Origin of the sequence: Spongiibacter taiwanensis, from assembly GCF_023702635.1 — a bacterium.
GTDB classification, from domain to species: domain Bacteria; phylum Pseudomonadota; class Gammaproteobacteria; order Pseudomonadales; family Spongiibacteraceae; genus Spongiibacter; species Spongiibacter taiwanensis.
In genome coordinates this window covers 814,848-831,839 of record NZ_CP098455.1, presented here as the reverse complement: position 1 = coordinate 831,839, position 16,992 = coordinate 814,848, and the positions used below count along the sequence as shown (strand labels likewise).

Annotated in this window: 15 protein-coding genes; 10 read left to right on the top strand and 5 right to left on the bottom strand. The window is 58.6% G+C overall.

Features of this window, described 5'->3' with window-relative positions; translation table 11 throughout:
• The first annotated feature begins 133 nt into the window (after nt 1–133).
• Nucleotides 134–1,768, top strand: a complete 1,635-nt coding sequence (locus NCG89_RS04000) for an OpgD/OpgG family glucan biosynthesis protein (RefSeq protein WP_251088486.1) — start codon at nt 134–136, stop codon at nt 1,766–1,768.
• A gap of 128 nt (nt 1,769–1,896) precedes the next feature.
• Here the strand turns inward: NCG89_RS04000 and NCG89_RS03995 are convergent, their stop codons facing one another.
• Nucleotides 1,897–3,921, bottom strand: a complete 2,025-nt coding sequence (locus NCG89_RS03995) for a PhoX family protein (RefSeq protein WP_251088485.1) — start codon at nt 3,919–3,921, stop codon at nt 1,897–1,899.
• A gap of 276 nt (nt 3,922–4,197) precedes the next feature.
• Between NCG89_RS03995 and NCG89_RS03990 the strand changes: the two genes are divergently transcribed.
• The 5 genes from NCG89_RS03990 to NCG89_RS03970 all read left to right on the top strand — a co-directional run bounded on the left by NCG89_RS03990 (nt 4,198) and on the right by NCG89_RS03970 (nt 8,803).
• Nucleotides 4,198–4,767, top strand: coding sequence for a hypothetical protein (locus NCG89_RS03990; RefSeq protein ID WP_251088484.1), 570 nt, complete (start codon nt 4,198–4,200; stop codon nt 4,765–4,767).
• A gap of 368 nt (nt 4,768–5,135) precedes the next feature.
• Nucleotides 5,136–6,623: a vWA domain-containing protein gene (locus NCG89_RS03985; RefSeq protein WP_251088483.1), complete on the top strand. Its 1,488-nt coding sequence runs from the start codon at nt 5,136–5,138 to the stop codon at nt 6,621–6,623.
• Between the two features lie 3 nt (nt 6,624–6,626).
• Nucleotides 6,627–7,547, top strand: coding sequence for a hypothetical protein (locus NCG89_RS03980; RefSeq protein ID WP_251088482.1), 921 nt, complete (start codon nt 6,627–6,629; stop codon nt 7,545–7,547).
• Complete coding sequence (locus NCG89_RS03975; protein ID WP_251088481.1) at nt 7,544–8,182, top strand: RNA polymerase sigma factor; 639 nt, start codon at nt 7,544–7,546, stop codon at nt 8,180–8,182. The genes NCG89_RS03980 and NCG89_RS03975 overlap by 4 nt, the downstream gene beginning before the upstream one ends.
• A gap of 159 nt (nt 8,183–8,341) precedes the next feature.
• On the top strand, nt 8,342–8,803 hold the full coding sequence (locus NCG89_RS03970; protein ID WP_251088480.1) for a hypothetical protein: 462 nt from the start codon (nt 8,342–8,344) through the stop codon (nt 8,801–8,803).
• On the opposite strand, the gene NCG89_RS03965 is transcribed toward NCG89_RS03970, so the two are convergent.
• The 3 genes from NCG89_RS03965 to NCG89_RS03955 are packed head-to-tail and all read right to left on the bottom strand — an operon-like array spanning nt 8,798 to nt 12,431.
• The gene (locus NCG89_RS03965) at nt 8,798–9,784 is read right to left on the bottom strand and encodes an LLM class flavin-dependent oxidoreductase (protein WP_251088479.1); all 987 of its coding nucleotides are present in this window, start codon (nt 9,782–9,784) and stop codon (nt 8,798–8,800) included. The genes NCG89_RS03970 and NCG89_RS03965 overlap by 6 nt on opposite strands.
• Nucleotides 9,781–10,875 (bottom strand): metal-dependent hydrolase, encoded by a 1,095-nt coding sequence (locus tag NCG89_RS03960; RefSeq protein WP_251088478.1) that lies wholly within the window; start codon nt 10,873–10,875, stop codon nt 9,781–9,783. The genes NCG89_RS03965 and NCG89_RS03960 overlap by 4 nt, the downstream gene beginning before the upstream one ends.
• 53 nt (nt 10,876–10,928) lie before the next feature.
• Nucleotides 10,929–12,431, bottom strand: a complete 1,503-nt coding sequence (locus tag NCG89_RS03955; RefSeq protein ID WP_251088477.1) for a succinylglutamate desuccinylase/aspartoacylase family protein — start codon at nt 12,429–12,431, stop codon at nt 10,929–10,931.
• 345 nt (nt 12,432–12,776) lie between these two features.
• Between NCG89_RS03955 and NCG89_RS03950 the strand changes: the two genes are divergently transcribed.
• The 4 genes from NCG89_RS03950 (at nt 12,777) to pbpG (ending at nt 15,459) form a co-directional block, all read left to right on the top strand.
• Nucleotides 12,777–13,523, top strand: a complete 747-nt coding sequence (locus tag NCG89_RS03950) for a hypothetical protein (protein WP_251088476.1) — start codon at nt 12,777–12,779, stop codon at nt 13,521–13,523.
• Entirely contained in the window at nt 13,520–13,969 is a 450-nt protein-coding gene (locus NCG89_RS03945) for a GNAT family N-acetyltransferase (RefSeq protein WP_251088475.1), read from the top strand. Before NCG89_RS03950 ends, NCG89_RS03945 begins: the two co-directional genes overlap by 4 nt.
• Before the next feature lie 6 nt (nt 13,970–13,975).
• Nucleotides 13,976–14,383, top strand: a complete 408-nt coding sequence (locus NCG89_RS03940) for a hypothetical protein (protein ID WP_251088474.1) — start codon at nt 13,976–13,978, stop codon at nt 14,381–14,383.
• A gap of 152 nt (nt 14,384–14,535) precedes the next feature.
• Complete coding sequence (gene pbpG, locus NCG89_RS03935; RefSeq protein WP_251088473.1) at nt 14,536–15,459, top strand: D-alanyl-D-alanine endopeptidase; 924 nt, start codon at nt 14,536–14,538, stop codon at nt 15,457–15,459.
• Between the two features lie 262 nt (nt 15,460–15,721).
• On the opposite strand, the gene NCG89_RS03930 is transcribed toward pbpG, so the two are convergent.
• Nucleotides 15,722–16,906 (bottom strand): thiolase family protein, encoded by a 1,185-nt coding sequence (locus NCG89_RS03930; protein ID WP_251088472.1) that lies wholly within the window; start codon nt 16,904–16,906, stop codon nt 15,722–15,724.
• Nucleotides 16,907–16,992: the final 86 nt, after the last annotated feature.

Below are 16,992 nucleotides of genomic sequence, written 5' to 3'. Positions count from 1 at the left end.
ATCTCGTTACTGCCGCGTTGCGCGGGGAATAGTGTTTACTTTAGCGCCTTTGGCGGCCAGTGCCAGTAAAAAGCAAACTAATTTCCCTCCCGGGGGTCAGTTTTATTACTTGATTCTTCAGGGAGGAAGCGCGATGTCGCTATGCCGTATTTTGCCGGCCATTACCGTCAGGTTGCTGTTCCAGATGACTGCGCCCCTGTTGCTCGGCCTTAGCATGAGCGCCTGCGCGGGGAGTGTAGAGCGCGCCGATGCTGCGGGCGCTTTCGACTATGCCGGGCTGAAGGGGCGGGCCAAGGCACTGGCCGAGAGGCCTTATACCGAGCCCAATCTCACCCTCCCCGGCCCCCTGCAGGACCTAAGCTGGGATGATTACCAGCAGCTCGCCTTTGATGCCGATCAGGCCCTGTGGCAGCAGACCGGAAGCAATTTGCGGGCAGAGTTATTCCACCTGGGCCTGTATTTTAAGCAAGCCATTCGGATTTACGCCCTGGAAGAGGGCGTCGCCCGGGAGATCGCCTATCGCCCCGAATTGTTTGAGTATGGCAAGTCCGGTATTGATGGTGACAACTTACCGAGCGATTTGGGCTTTGCTGGTTTTCGCTTTAAATTTCACCGGGACTGGCAGCGCGACATGGTGGCTTTTCTCGGCGCGAGTTACTTCCGGGCCGTGGGTGCCGATATGCAGTACGGGTTATCCGCCAGAGGGCTGGCGATCGATACGGCGCTAAACCGTCCCGAAGAATTTCCGGTGTTTACTCACTTCTGGCTGGAGAAGCCCGCACCGGGCAGTGATACGGCGGTGGTGTATGCGCTGCTGGATTCGCCTAGTGCCACCGGTGCCTATCGCTTTGCCATTACGCCCGGTACTCACACTGTCATGGATGTCGATGTTGCTATTTATCCGCGCAAAGCCATTGAACGTTTGGGCGTTGCGCCGCTTACCAGCATGTACATGATTGGCGAAAACCACCGCCGTGCGGGCTGGGATTGGCGCCCGGAGATTCACGACAGCGATGGTTTGGCCATGCAAACCGGGCAAGGTAACTGGCTCTGGCGTCCTTTGGTTAATCCCCAGGCGTTACGTTTCAGCGCATTCAGTGATGACAATCCCAAGGGCTTTGGTCTACTGCAACGCGATCGCAATTTTGACCACTACCAGGACGACGGCGTGTTTTACGACAAGCGTCCCGGGGTTTGGGTCGCCCCGAAAGGGCCGTGGGGTCGCGGCGAAGTTCAGTTGGTGGAAATCCCGACCTTAGATGAAACTTTCGATAATATCGTGGCGTTCTGGCGTCCGGCGAAACCGATTGAGGCAGGCCAGGAGTGGCTCTTTTCCTACCGCCTGACCTGGGGCGCAGCCCCCACGCCTGAGCATCACTATGCTCGCGTGCAGAACACGTTCACTGGTTTGGGTGGCGTGGTGGGCAAAAAGCGGGAGTACTTCAGCAAGCGTTTTGTGGTGGATTTTGCGGGTGGCTCGTTGGCAAAAATAACCGCCGATGCCAAATCAGCGAGTGAGTCGGCTGCCAAGGTGGAAGCGAAAATCATCCATTCCAGTGGTCGGGTTGAGCTGGTGTCGGTGCGCCCCCAGCGTGCCATTTCCGGGTATCGCGCCATGTTTGATCTGGTGCCGCCCAAGGGAACTGAACCGATTGATCTCAGTTTGCAGTTGCTGGTGGCTGGTCAGCCGATTAGTGAAACCTGGGTGTATCAATGGACACCGCCGCCTGCGGCTGAGCGGGAGCTGCATAACCCGGGGCATTTATAGGTCGGGCCTGCTCATTGCTTGTATCGCAAACCACAGCTGAGCATGTTGTCGCTGGATTAAGCGGTTTGGCAGATAAAAAATGGCGGCCCCTTGGGCCGCCGATAGCACGCGATTATTGTTATTTTGCGTTATTCACCCACAGCGCCGCCGTCGTTCTTGGTGATCACCACAGTGGTTGCCCGCGGGCGGACACTGCCTACCGTCACTTCAGTAGCGTCTGTGGTGTAGGGCCAGTTGCCGGGGTGTTGAATATTGGCGAAGAAGTTTTTCTGGTCTGGGGTAAAGGCCAGGCCGGTGACCTCGCAATCATTGGGGCCAACAAAGAAGCGACGCAATTCCATCTGGTTGTCGCTGTTAACCACGTCCAGGTTGTTGTTTTCGTCAACAAGCTTGGAGGGGATAACGGCCAGCATCTGATCGTTGGTGTAAGAGGTCAGCTCTTGGGCGCCGTTATCGGTTTGCACCCACAGAATGCCGCGGGGGTCAAAGACCAGGCCATCGGGGCTGGCAAACTGGTTCAGCTCGGTCAGACCTGACAGGTTGACGCTGGCATCGCTGTCGTCGGCGCTGCCGAAAACGAAGATATCCCAGTCGAAGCTTTCAACATCAGCGCCATCCATCCAGCGGATGATATGGCCAAAGGCGTTGTTGAGGCGGGGGTTGGCCGGGTTGGTTTCTGTGGTGCGCGCGGTGTTGTTGGTCAGGGTCAGGTAAACTGCGCCATTTTTCGGGTCAACCGCGATCCACTCGGGGCGATCCATCGGTGTCGCACCGACCATGTCGGCAGCGCGAATGGTGTCCAGAATGACCTCGGCTTGGGTGGCGAAGGTATCGCCCAGGGTGCCGCCACCAGTGACCGCAGTGGTAGTTTCCAGCGGAATCCAGCTTCCCACGCCGCCTTCGCTGAATTTGGCAACGTAGAGGGTGCCGTCATTCAGGTACTTGTCACCGGTTGCCAGGCGGTCGCTTGGGTTGGCATCGTCGTTATCCCACACGGCGGTAGAGACGAATTTGTAGAGGTACTCAAAGCGGCCGTCGTGACCGGAGTAGAAGGTTACCGGCTGGCCTTCGACCAGTTTGCCGTAGACCACACACTCGTGGCGGAAGCGGCCCAGCGCGGTGCGCTTCACTGCGCGAGATTCGGCGGTGTAGGGGTCAATTTCGACCACATAGCCGTGACCGTGGGTTTCGTTGCGGTAGTCGCCAGCGGCGGTTTCTGCAAAGGGCGTCGCGTCGAAGCGGGTGAATTCGTCGTCAATTTCAGCGGCGTTGCCAGCCAGCGTTTCCCAAGCGTAGCGAGTGCCTTCGTCTTCGATACCAATGCGGTCGTCACCGGCGCTACGGCCGCTGGATTTGGTGAAGTAGCCGGGCCAGTTTTCTTCACACGTCAGGAAGGTGCCCCAGGGTGACTCGCCACTGCCACAGTTGTTCAGGGTGCCGCGGGCGACTTCGCCGTTGGGCGCGTATTTCGTTACCAACAGTTCAGAACCTGCCAACGGACCGGCGATGTCCATTTCGCTAGCGCCAGTGTAACGGCGGTTCAGCGGATCATTTTCGACCACGCTCCACTCGCCATTGCTGCGTTTTACACGCACTACGCTCACGCCGTGGGCGTTAATTTCCTTGCGAACTTCGTCAACGATCGTCCGCACACTGCCAGCAAAGGTCTGGCCGTTCGGGTGAAGCGCGTCTTCGTCGATGTATTCGTGGTTGATGCACAGCAGGCCGTCGTCGGAGCTACCGTTGATGGGGAAGAAGCTCATCCCATCGTGGTGCATGCCCACGGCGTTGGCTTGATCCTCTGCGGTGTTGCTGCCGTCGTTCTTCCAGGCGTTGGCGCTGCTGTTCAACGGCGTACCCCAGGGTGCCAGAACCTGCGCAGAGTAACCCTCGGGCACGACCACAGCATCTGTTTTTGAGCCGGCAATGGATTGAAAGCCCAGGCTGGTTTCCTGGCTGCCGCTGCCGCCATTGTTATCGTCATCATCATCGGAGCAGCCAAACAGGCCAACACCACTGAACATGGTGAGGGCGCTCATGCCGGCGCCTGTTTTCAAAACTCGGCGGCGAGAGATTTCCTTATCAAGAACGCTGGAGAATGGTTCATTTTTGCTGTTGTTGTAGCGGGTAGGGTCGAATGTTGCTTCACTCATGGGGCTGATCTCTCCGAAGAATCGAGTTATATAAATCGTCGACGCCAGAGGTTAGCTTGGTCATGTAATGGTTTGGTGACAGGTGTATTGCGCTTATATGAAACCACCGGGTGTTGTCAGCGCATTGACGATCACTCTTGCAATCAAAGTGTCATTTAGGCCGCGAATTGGGCGGAACCGTTTTCGGTATCAACCCGCCATTGCGCTTGGGAGGGCGCGCAAAAACAGGCATGATAGAAAAAATCGTATTAAAAGAATTGAGAAGGAGCGAAGTTCATGAAAAAGGGTATGGCGTTGTTGTTAAGCCTGTGGCTGGTGGGGTGCGCGAACCAGGAGAACCTGGTCTACTCCCCAGGATTTAGCTTCGCGGATTATCAATTTATTGTCCTTGAGAAAGGCAAATCCAGCGGGGTGTTTGGTTTTGATTTGCAACTGGCCAACACCTTTACTGAAAACCAGTTCCAAGTACTGGGTGATAAGGAAGTGGCCAATCTTCCCTACGAGGACAAAAAGCAAACCCTGGGCGCGTTGCTCACTGTCGATGGCGACGATGACAGTATCCTGCTGGGTATCTCCCTGCAGAACTTTATCAGTGGCCGCACGGTCGCGACGATCGGTTTGGCCGAAGATGGCAAACTGACCAAAAAGAAGGAGCGCGATCGCGCCTATCAACAGCTCGCTGAAGCGCTGAGTGAGGCAATTCGCAAGGACCGGGCGACGGTCGTTACGGGCAAGCCCCGGCCTGCGCCCACACAGCGCGCCAGTGCGCCTGAGCCCTATCGTGCTCCGGCGCAACCGGCGCCCGAAGATCGGCCCTATATTCTGGAGCCGGATTTCTCGGAATAAAAAAATCGCAACATGGCCTGACACTTTTGCCTGCCCCTTCGTCTATCCGGAAAGCCCCCACAAACCGGAGAAACATGATGCAAAAGTCGATATTGGCAGTGGCGCTCGCCGCTTGGCTGGCGGGTCTTTCCGCCTGTCACCAACCGCCGGCTTCAGAAGCCCGCCTCGAATCGCAGTCCAGCACAAGGGCAGATAGCGCAGGCAGTGAAGCAGATGCTCTTGCGCCCTCGCCGCGGACGAAGGTCGTGCATCACGCTGCCGTCGCCGAACAGGCGGCTGCACCCGCGACCTACAGCGCGATGGCTTCGAGTGGTGAAGCTCGTATGGCCCAAGCGTTTGCGCCTGTTGGGCCGCTAGGCCCTCAACGAGTGTCCGTTCCAGTGAGCGGGGATCGCTACGAAACCCTGCTCGAAAGCGGCTACCGGGATCCTATTTTGTCGCCGCTGTCGACCTTTGCGCTCGACGTAGATACGGCGTCATACAGTCTTCTGCGGCGGTTTCTTAACGATGGAAACCTGCCACCCAGCGAGGCGGTGCGAATTGAAGAGTTGCTGAACTACTTTGATTATCCGGCCACGCTAGCGACTGGAGGTGAGCAACTCAGCATTACCACCGAGGTGATCGCCGCACCCTGGAACCCGACAAACAAATTGGCCATGGTGCAGTTGCGCGCGGCCATGCGCGAGACTGAGCGCCCAAATCGTTTTGTTTTTCTGATCGATACGTCTGGGTCAATGCAGGGTGGTGATCGACTGCCGCTGTTGAAAAAGGCGTTTATGGGACTCGTCGAGCAAATGTCGGCCGCTGACCGCATCGCCATTGTCACCTATGCCGGCAGTGCGGGGGTGGCCTTGGCCAGTACCAGCGGCGGCGACAAGAATACCATTCTTCGCTCCCTGCAATCGCTGCGTTCCGGCGGCTCGACGGCCGGTGGAGCGGGAATTGAGCAGGCCTACCAACTCGCCCGACAGCAGTTCAGCCCGGATGCGAACAATCGGGTGATATTAGCCACCGACGGCGATTTCAACGTGGGCCCGCGCAGCAGCGACGCCCTGATCAAACTGATTGAATCCCAGCGGGATGGGGGAATTTTTCTCACGGTGCTGGGCTTTGGCCAGGGCAATTTGGGTGACGGACCGATGAACCGTCTGGCCCAACATGGCGATGGCAATTACTTCTACATCGACAGTGAGCTTGAGGCCCGACGGGTGCTGGTGGAAAAGCTTCAGCAGAGCCTGATGACCGTGGCCAAAGATGTTAAGTTGCAAGTCGAATTCAACCCCGGCACCGTTGGCCAGTATCGCTTGCTTGGCTATGAGACCCGGCGCATGGCGGCGGAAGATTTTCGCGATGACACCAAGGATGCTGGCGACGTTGGCGCTGGTCAGGTGGTGACGGCCCTTTATGAAATTGTCAGCAAGGCAGGTGAGCAGCAAACTGGCTCAGACCTGCGCTACCAGCAGCGCGCGCTCGTTGACCCATCAAGGAATGAATTGATGGCAGTCCATTTACGCTACCGTGCACCTCAGGGTGGGCCGGCAAAGGAACTCTCGACCATCGTGGATGACCGCCTGTCAGAGAGGCCTTCTGCCAATGTTCAGTGGGCCGCCGCGGTGGCTGAATTTGGTCTGTTGTTAAGCGATTCGAAATATCGGGCTGAGGCAGCTTATGCCAGCGTCATCGAGCGGGCTGCGCAGCTTGCGGCCCAAAGCACCGGCGCCGCGGGCGAGCGCAAGCGGGAGTTTGTTTCGCTGGCTCGCCTGGCATCCCTGTTGAAAGCCCCGGGTGGCAGTCCAAGGCATTCTGATCTGGCCGTCGGCGAACGTGCCGCTACTCACAAGATTGGTGGAGGTTAAGGGATGGCGGATGCCATCGACCAATGGCTGGATGAGTTGGCCGGACGGCGGCAAGACGATCCGATGATTGCGGCCCTTCGTCAGGCACTGCTGGCCGGGCAGCATGATGCGGCGGGGCAGCTCAATGACTTGGCGTTCCAGCGTTTGTTGCGGCGGCTCGAGGGCGAGGGGCTTTTAAATACATCGCCCCAGGTCCGCCGCCAATCTCAAAATGAACCCTCCGGTGACTCGGCCGATTCCGTGACCGCTCGGTCGGTGGCTGAGCAGCAGCGGGTGACTCGGCCACCCATCCCGTCCCGCTGGCCTCGCTTGGTGGGGATTGCCGCAACCGTAGTCGCGGCCATATTGCTGGTGCGACCCCAGTGGCCTGTGGAGCGCAGCCTGCAATTTGCCAGCGCCCCGGCTGAGCGCGCTAGCGAGTTGCTGGTGAGCGAGGAGGCAGACGGCGAGCTGGTGGTCGCGCCAGCCGCCCCCAGCGCTGCGATGTCAAAATCGTCGCCTGATCGCGGGCTGACCATGGATAGACAAGAGCGCAGGGCATTTTCGTCAGCGGGGGCGGCGAGTGATTCGGCAGCGGAGCGCGCCGATGCCGTGGCGTCGGTACCACCAATGTCAGCGTTGCAGCAAGGTAAGGGCCCAGCTGCGCCGCCGGCCTGCCAGCGGAAACGGGGTGAACGGCTGCAGGTTGAATTGGCAAACTTGAACCTGGCGCAGACCCGGCGCTTTTATGCCGCGCTGGCACAGATTGAGGCGCTGGAATTTACCTATTCTCGGCCAGCGGGCCCCAGCGATATTATGCTTCACTCGGCGGCTGCGCGGGCTGCGCTGGCAAGTTTGCTGGCTGAGTTTGGGTGGCAGGGTTGTGATTTGCGTGGCGTGACGCGGCTGTCGGTGGCGGTGTTGCCGGGGGCGAGCAGCCCATGAACGATGCATCTCTGAATGACACTTCCCAGCACAGCTGCGCTCCTGATGACGGGGCATTATTGGCCGAGCTGACGGTCGGAGGAGGGCGGAGCCAGCAGGCGCTGCGCCTGCTTTATGCGTATTATGCGCCGCGCTTTATCGGGTATTTTCGGCGCCGGGGCGCGTCAGATGCCGATGCCGACGACCTATGTCAGGAAGCTTTCGTTAAAATTATGCGCTCGGTCGGCCCCGCGTTGGCGAGTCCGCGGGGGATAACGGCGCCGCGGGCCTGGCTTTGGCTTGTTGCCCGTTCTGTGCATCTGGATCATCTTGGCAAACAGCAGCGCACTGCGCATGATGATTTGGCCCTCGATGGCGCCGCGGCAGGGCAAGCGTGGAGCGACTTTCAGACCGCTGACGAGGTATCGACAGATCAGGAAGGCTTGGGCGACTGCGTGCGGCGCCAGTTTGCCCGATTTGCCGACGCTAGCCCGGAAGCGGCCCAGGCTATTTCCTGGGCGGTGGTGGAAGGGTTTACCGCGCCGGAGATTGCCTCACTGCTCGGACGCAGCCCGGGTGCGACCCGGGAGTTCTTGTCTCAGGTCAGAAAGAAGCTGCGAGATGTGCTATCGCTGTGCCGAGATTACTTGAACTGAGCCAGCCAGCATTCGTCTTAGCCGTCCCAAAAAGCGGAAAACGGAAAACGCCACATCAAGGGAGCGATACCAGCGTCAATGGAAAATGTGGACCAACAAGCCAGCAGTGAGATCCCTGCCCCAGAGCACAATGCTAAGCCGCCTCACCGGCGCAGGCGCATGCACCCCTTTATACGTCAGGGGTTCGCCTGGGTGTTGTGTCTGGCCCTGCTGCCGATCATTGGCATTGCCGCCGTGTGGCTCGCTGCCTGGTTGGGCTATCTGTTTGGTTGGTGGACCCAGTCAGTAGCCGCAGTGGTTGTGCCGCTGGTGGTGTTGCCCTCGACGTATTTTCTCGCGCCGCGATTTCGGCACACGGCCAGTGTCATCGCCGCCGCAATTTTGTTTGCGCTGGCCCTGCAGTGGCTTTGGCCAAGCTACTATCCCGCCTGGCACCCACGGGCATACCAGCCAACCTACCTGCCCATGCGTCTGTTTTGTGTGACCAATATTGTGTTGCTGATGCCGCTGGCGTGGCCGGCCAATGTGTGGATGTTTTACCAGGCTGTGCGCGTTATTCGTTGGGGCAAGGGCTTGGCCGGGCGACTCCTGCAAACCTTACTGCGGCAGCGGCGGTCATAACCGGCAGTTGATTTCAGCCAGGCGGCTGTAGCTGTCGAGCCGGGCTTGATGGTCGTAAATCTGGGAAGTCACGATCAACTCGTCTGCCTGGGTTCGCGCCAGAATTTCTCGCAGTGCTTTTTCTACGGTGTCTTCGCTCCCTATGGCCGCGCAGGCCATAACGCCATCCAGCATCATCCGGTCGGCAGGGTGAAGGCTGTCCCGATAACCCGGTACTGGCGGTTTCAGGGGGCCGGGATTCCCCCGGCGCAGGGCGACGAAGGTTTGCTGCATGGAGCTGGCCAGCAGTTCACCGGCTTCATCGCTGTCTGCCGCGAAGACGCTCACCGCCACCATGACTTTGGGTTTGTCCAGGTAGGATGAGGGCCGGAATCGGGAGCGGTAAATCTGCAGCGCCTCATCGAGTTGTGCCGGTGCAAAGTGGGAGGCAAACGCGTACGGGAGTCCGAGCGCGGCGGCGAGCTGCGCGCCGAACAGGCTTGAGCCGAGAATCCACACGGGGACGTTTAGTCCGACGCCGGGAATGGCCCGCACCAACTGTCCCTCGCCCGGGCCGAAGTAATTTAGCAGCTCGACTACATCGTTAGGGAATTGATTCGGATCGCTGTCCAGGTTGCGGCGCAGGGCCTGGGCTGTTGCCTGATCGGTGCCGGGAGCACGGCCCAGGCCTAAATCAATGCGGCCTGGATAGAGGCTTTCGAGCGTACCGAACTGTTCAGCAATGAGCAGTGGTGCGTGATTGGGTAGCATCACGCCTCCGGCCCCTACCCGAATGGACTGAGTGCCCGCCGCTATAAAACCAATGGCAACGGCGGTGGCTGCACTGGCGATACCTGCCATATTGTGGTGTTCAGCCAGCCAGTAGCGCTGAAACCCCAGGGCTTCACAGTGCTGGGCCAGTGACAATGAGCATTGCAAAGACTGCCTTGCATTACTGCCCTCGGTGATCGGTGAAAGGTCGAGAACGGAAAGTGCGGTCATGGCGAATTGTGATCCTGCGAATCGGTGGACGTGTCAATGTGGTGGTGTTCAATCGCCGTGTTTTCAAGCGCGATGGTCTGGGGCTTGACCACCTCACGACCTAACAGCATTTGCCAGAGCGTGCGGGATTTGGCCCGGGCATCGTTGCGGTGATTGGCGAACGTCACATGTTGATCGGGCGCTTGGGGGGCAAGTTCAATGCTCCACAACGCTTCAATTTCATTGGGCAGCAGGGAGTAGCGAATGTCCACGACGCGCAGCGGGTTTGTCGGGTCCAGCGCGATATACCCCTTGGAAAACCAGCGAAATCGCTCCAGGTCGATTGCCTGTTGGGAGTTGGCCTGGAGGAAGGGTAAATCCCGGGCAATATCCAGTCGGGGAATACTGCTGCCGGGATAAACGCGGAGCTCCCGACCAGCGCGAATACCGTCCACAAAGAAGGTTTCTCCGCTTCGGTAAATGGTCTTCCACAGTAACAGGTTGGCAAACGCCGGCTTTGCCTCCAGTTGATCCACCCGGTGGCCCCGGCTGAGCGCGAGCTGGAGGCCGGCCGCTTCGGCCCGGTCGCGTTGTATCCAACCGATACCGGGGTAAATCAGCGCCCAGGCCAATGCCGTTCTGGCTGCCCAGCGGCGTCCGGGTTTGAGCGCCAATACGCACAGTGCGAGCAGCGGCAGTGTGTACAGCGGGTCGATAATTGACAGAGTATTCCAGGCGATGCGCGTACTGCTGAAGGGCCAGAGCAACTGCGTACCGTAGGTTGTGCAGGCGTCGAGCAAGCCGTGGGTGGCATAGCCAGCGCAGGCCAGCACGATACACTGCCAGAGCGGCAGTTTTTTGCGGGCAAACAGGGTGTACAGCAGGGTGCCGAGTAAGGCCCCTGCGAGGGGAATAAAAACCAGTGAGTGGGTGAACTGGCGATGGAATTCGAGAAACAGCAGCGGATCAGCTGGCGAGCGAATCAGCACGTCCAGGTCCGCGGCCATTCCCGCGAGAAAACCGATGCCCGCTACCCGGCGTTGATAGGCGCTGCGGCTGGCCAGATTCTGGCTGGCGGTGACACCGAGCAGGCCCTGAGTCAGTGGATCCATCTTATCCTTTGCGTCAGCGAAAAAACGCCCATTGTAGCGCCTTCGCCACCGGCTTACTCAGGATGGTCTTCAATCTCATCCCGCGGGTTGGGAACCTCCTTGGGTTTGGATTTCTCCGCAGGCTTGTCAGCGCCAGGGTTGTCGGCATTGTCGGAGGACTTGGGCTCGGCGGTCAGGCCATCCGCCTTCTCTTCAACAATTTTCGGGGCGCCCTTGGCGGCCGCTTTCACCGCTTCCCTCACTGCGGCATTGACCGCTTCAGGATCGTTGCTTTGCTGGGCAGCGGACTGGGCGGCCTCCCGGGCGGCTTCCTTCAATTCCTCTGCCACGGGTTCAAGGGCTTCGGCGACCACGGAGTCGGCGACCTTTTCGGCGGCGACTTTACGTTCGTCGGTTTCGATTCCCACGTGATAGGCGGCAAAACCCGGCATGACCATCTGGTTAACGGCAATACCGATAATTTGGCCGTCCACGTGGCTGCGAATCAGCGAGCTGCGATTGGTAATGGGATCGGTGACCGAGCCGAGGATGTCACCCTTTTTGACCCGTTGTCCGAGCTTGGCCTCGGTCAGGAAGACCCCGCTCTGGTCGGCTCGCAACCAGGTGGATTTGTAGAAGATCGCCTGCTTGGGGGCCCGGTTGGGTTTTTCGGCGATCATGCCCATGTGATATAGCACCGCGCGAATGCCCTTAACACTTTCGGACACTTCACGGGATTGCAGGCGCAGGGGCTCGCCGGCCTCCAGGGTCACAGCGGGAATGCCGGCATCCACCGCGGCGCGGCGCAGGGTGCCGGAGGCGCCGGCGCCATCGAGCACGGTGATGTCATGAAACATTTTGCTGAATTCTTTCACGCTCTCTTTGCCGAGATCCGAACGCAGCTGGGTGATATTGGTGCGATGGAACGACCCGGTGTGGATATCAATCAGCCGGTCACAGTGGGCGATGATTTCATTGAAGAAGCTGTGGGCAATGCGGCCCGCTGAGCTTCCTTTGGGGTCGCCGGGAAAATAGCGGTTCAGGTCCCGACGGTCGGGCAGGTAACGGGAGCTGCGGCGAAAGCCGTGCATATTGACGATGGGCACGCCAATCACAATGCCCTGGAGCTTGTCGCTTTCCAGGCTGAACATGACCCGGCGAATGGTTTCCACGCCGTTAAGTTCGTCGCCATGTACCGCCGCGGTCAGGCACAGCGTAGGGCCGGGGTTGGCACCGGCGGCAACCAGTACCGGCGTGGGCATGGCCAAGCCGGCAATGGCTTGGCCTGCCGTCCAGTACAGACGCTCAAAGCGGCCGCGCAGAATATCCTCGCCAAGCAGCGTGATGGCCACCGTATCTGTCTCGGTGTCGCTGCCTTCCTCGGTCTGGTTGAAGTCACTGTTGACGTTAACCGACTTCTTTCGGGTCGGGGTGAACAGGTCGTCACTTTCTTCGATAGCCGGAAGCTGGTTGCTGCCCTGGGTCTCATCGAGAGACTTGGGCGTTTGCTCGTCTGCGTAAACGCTGGCAGACCAGGTCAAGCCCAAGCTGGTCAGCAGAATTAGTAGGCCTCGCATAATACGGGCGATCACTCCATGTTGATGGTATCCGGCCCGAGGCCGATTGCCGCAAATCATACGCTTCATTGTGCATGCCTGTATCTGGGATGCCAGTGGCAATTTTGCCTAAGCGGCGTCGTGCCGGGCGCAGATTTGATGTTATCACCCGCTTTGATCCGTCCGTTGCGGCGAGTTCCAGCACGAAAATGTGAATAGTAAGTGGGTCGCGCCAATTGGGCTGGCTTCGGGCATAATGGCGGCTTTACTAGAGCTACGCCAATGCTGGGGAGCCGTCTTTTACCTCGCCCAAATTGGCTGATGCCGATTTTATCTTCGCGGAGCAGGCTGAAAGGACACGCGTTAATGCTAGAACCACGTCGCCAGAGTTTTCTCGATGCTATGGGGGTCATCAGCTACGTGCCGCGCTTTGTCCTGCCCAATGCGCGACCTTCCGCCCGCTGTGAAATGCCTGTGCCGCGGCCTGGCGATGTTCGGAGTGAAGCGCCCGCGCGGGCAGCGCCGCCAGTTGGCGGGACTGCTGGTGTTGGCCCTGAGGCGCCTGCTGTCAGGCCCGCAGGTGAAGCCCGCCAGCGTGTGGAAATGCCGTCGATTCAGGCGCCCTCGGCGCCGACCAAGCCGGCCGCTGCTCCGCCTGCCGAGGCGGTTCGGTTTGCAGCGGATCTGGTAACCACTCAACTGGGGCTGATGTTCCTCTGCGAGGGCAGCCTCCGCCCGGAGCAAAAACGGCTAGTGGCCAACATTGCAGCAGCCTTCTCCCGCCATTTCCTGCCGGATCAGGAAGCGGGGCTTCAGGCGAGTCGGTTTTCCTGGCCTGTGCTGCAATCGGCTGGCCTTGCCCAGGGAGCCGATGCTGCCCGGGATGCCCTCAGTGCAAATGTGCTGGCGCAGGCCGAGCGCCTTCGCATGAAGTGGGTGGTGGTATTTGGCGACGGTCTGCTGCCTTACCTGGATTCTCAACTGCTTGCCCAGGAAGGGGTGCTATTGGTGCCCGCGGCGGAGCTGGCGGAACTCCTCCAGAGTGCTGCGGCCAAAGCCGCCCTGTGGCGAGCCTTGCAAGACGCCGTTAAGGGCGGAACAGAAAGCCCGTGAACATCGATTTGCTTAGCCATCGCCATTTGGCGCGCTGTATGGCAATTGACGAAGCGGCGCCCTTTCCCTGGGGGAAAACCCATTGGTCCCGCAGCCTGCGCGATGATCATTGTCTGGGGCTGTGGCGGGGTGCGGATTTGGTTGCCATTAGTGCCTTCACGCTGGTGTTCGATGAACTGAGTCTGATGAACCTGGTGGTTGCCTCGGGTGAGGGCGGCAGAGGGTATGGTCGCGCATTGTTGCTGGGCGGTCTGGAGTGGATGCAACAGCTCGGACCCAGCCGTTGTATTTTGGAAGTGAGGGAGTCCAACGTGGTGGCCCGGGGCTTGTATCGCAGTGTGGGCTTTGGCGAAGATGGAATCCGAAAAAATTATTACCCCCTGGGGGCGGGAAGGGAGGATGCTGTGCTAATGTCAGCGCCCCTGCCCTTGGACGAATGGAAGTGAGACCCAATGCGCGAAATTGAATCTGATTGGTGGTTTCTCTTATTGCCGGATGAATGGCAAAGCGAGCAGGATGAAGACAGCATCTTGGTGTTTGATGAGGATGAACTGGGTTGTATCAGCCTTTCTACCCTGGCTTCCGATACCGGCAAGCCAGCGGATGAAAATGCGCTGAAGGCACTGCTGAATGATCTCGGCTACGACCCGGCTGCTGGAAAGGCCTGCACGATTGCCGAGGAGTGGCGCGGGTGGCAGTTTGAAACCATAGAGGAAGGCGATTATATTCGAGAATGGTTTTTGTTTGGCGGCGGGTTGATTTTGCTGGTGAGTTATTCCTGCGCTGAGGAAGATCGCGCTATGGACGTGGCGGTGGTCGATGAAATTCTCGATAGTCTGCGCTTGAAGGCGGCGGGCTAATTTGTCGGTTGCAGACGGAAAGACAGCAATTGAATAGAAAGACAGCAGTTTAATAGGCAGTTATACAAAGTATAAGACAGCCTGGGCACTTCGACATTTGAAGTAAATTTGGCATTTTGTTGGTGACTGAGGGTCATCTTGCAGGGTCAATAATGAAGAATATAGTTTCGGCGTTTTTGTTGTTAGTCGCGTTGGTGGGGTGGTCCGCACCCGTGCTCAGCGCTGAGCAAAAATTCAATCCGGCCAACCTTGTTCTGGCGTCGGTGAGCGCCCTGGCGGTGGACGCCAAGTCAGGTGAGGTGCTCCTGGATCGCAATGCCAATATCGTGATGCCCATCGCGTCTTTGACCAAAGTGATGACGGCGATGGTTGTGCTTGATGGCAAACAATCGCTGAAAGAAAACATTCAGTTCAGTCAGCAGGATCGCAAAGCGATCAATAACTACTTCTCCCGGATTCGGGTAGGGTCTGAAATATCCAGGGGTGAAGCCCTGCGGTTGGCGCTGATGTCTTCGGAAAATCTCGCTGCAGCGACCCTGGGGCGTCATTATCCCGGTGGCACAACGGCCTTTGTGGCGGCGATGAATGCCAAGGCGCGGGCGTTGGGTATGAAAAATACCCAGTTTGTCGATGCCAGTGGCTTATCTCACAAAAATGTGTCCACCGCCTCCGATCTGGCATTGATGGTTGCGGCCGCATCCAACTACCCCGAAATTCGTAAATACAGCACCACTGCGGTCCACACCGCCAATTTTTCCAAACCCAATTATGCGCTGGCGTACGTGAACACCAATGTACTGGTTCGGTACGAGCGCTGGGATGTGCATGTCAGTAAAACCGGTTATTTAAATGAGGCGGGCCGCTGTCTGGTAATGAACACCAAGGTTAATGGCCGGGACGTGCTGATGGTGATGCTCGATTCCTTTGGCAAGCGCAGCCCGGTAGGTGATGCAGGTCGAATTAAGTCCTGGCTGGAAACCGGCAAAGGCGGTTCGGTTGCGGGCTCGGCATTGGCTTACCAAAAGCGTAAGACGAAGGAATTGTTGTCTCGGCAGGTGGCGGCTAGCGCGCAGTAAGGGATGTTCAACCGGGCTAGTGCCCAGCGGGCGACTCGCCGGCGAAAGCGAACAAATGTAAAAAGGTGGCCAAGGGGCCACCTTTTTTTCGGGCAGTGGCTTTTTGGACAGTGACAACCGGCATAAACTACCGGCTTAGTTTCTCTACAGACAGCATAACCATAGGGGCTTGCAGGTTGTATCAACGGGTAGAAAAAAAGCCCTGACCGCAAGGTCAGGGCTTTTCCGTTTGGGACGGTGGCTTTGTAATTTTGGTTTGGGCTTAGCAGGCCTCGAACAGACCGGCAGCGCCCATGCCTTTACCGACACACATAGACACGATGCCGTACTTTTTGTTCCGGCGCTGCAGCTCGCGGATCACCACACCCGTCATGCGAGAGCCGGTCATGCCGTAGGGGTGACCGATGGCAATGGCGCCGCCGTTCACGTTGTAGATGTCGTTGTCGATTTCCAGGGCATCGCGGCAGTACAGGCACTGGGAGGCAAAGGCTTCGTTCAGCTCAACCAGGTCGATATCTGCCATGGTCAGGCCGTTCATCTTCAACAGCTTGGGAATGGCGAACACGGGTCCGATACCCATTTCATCGGGCTCGCAGCCGGCCACGGTGAAACCGCGGAAGTAGGCTTTTGGTGTCAGGCCCAGCTCGATGGCTTTTTTCTCAGACATCAACAGGGTCATTGAGGCGCCATCGGAAAGCTGGGAGGCATTGCCGGCGGTGATGGTGCCGGTTTCCTCATTGAACACGGGCTTCAGGCCAGCCAGGCCTTCGAGAGTCGTTTGTGGCCGGTTGCACTCGTCTTTGCTGACGGTGCCTTCCAGAATTTCTTTGGTGCCGGCCTTCTTGTCTTCCTTGAGCCAGTTCACGGTCATCGGCGCGATTTCGTCGGCAATCAGGCCAGCCTCGGCGGCAGCGGCGTAGCGTTGCTGGCTTTGCAGCGCGTATTCGTCCTGCTGCTCACGGCTCACATTGTAGCGCTCGGCGACGATTTCAGCGGTGAGGCCCATGGGCATCAGGAACTGGGGCAGTTCATTGACCAGGCGGGGGTTTTCTTCAAACTCGGACTTGCCGCGCTCCAGACCGGTGATGGACTCAACACCCCCGGCGATGCAAATGTCACCGGCACCACTGGCGATATGCTGGGCGGCAATGGCGATGGCATTGAGGCCGGAAGAACAGGCGCGGCTGATGGTCAGACCGGATGCGCTGATCGGCAGTTTGGACAGGGCTACGGCGTAGCGGGCAATGTTGGCTGATTGCTCGCCAGTCTGGCGGGCCGCGCCGACAACAACGTCGTCAACCAGGGCGGGATCAAAGTTGGGGTTGCGCGCCAGCAGCGCATCAATGCAGTGGGCAACAAGGTCGTCAGCCCGGGTCAGGTTGAAGGTGCCACGGAAGGATTTGGCAAGTCCCGTTCTAATATTGTCGACGATTACGACCTGGTTCATTGCTGGTGCTCTCCACATTGGGGGTAATTGGTAACCAAGCTAATTATATGGTGGCGAACAGGATATGGCAAATATGCCTGCGGGGG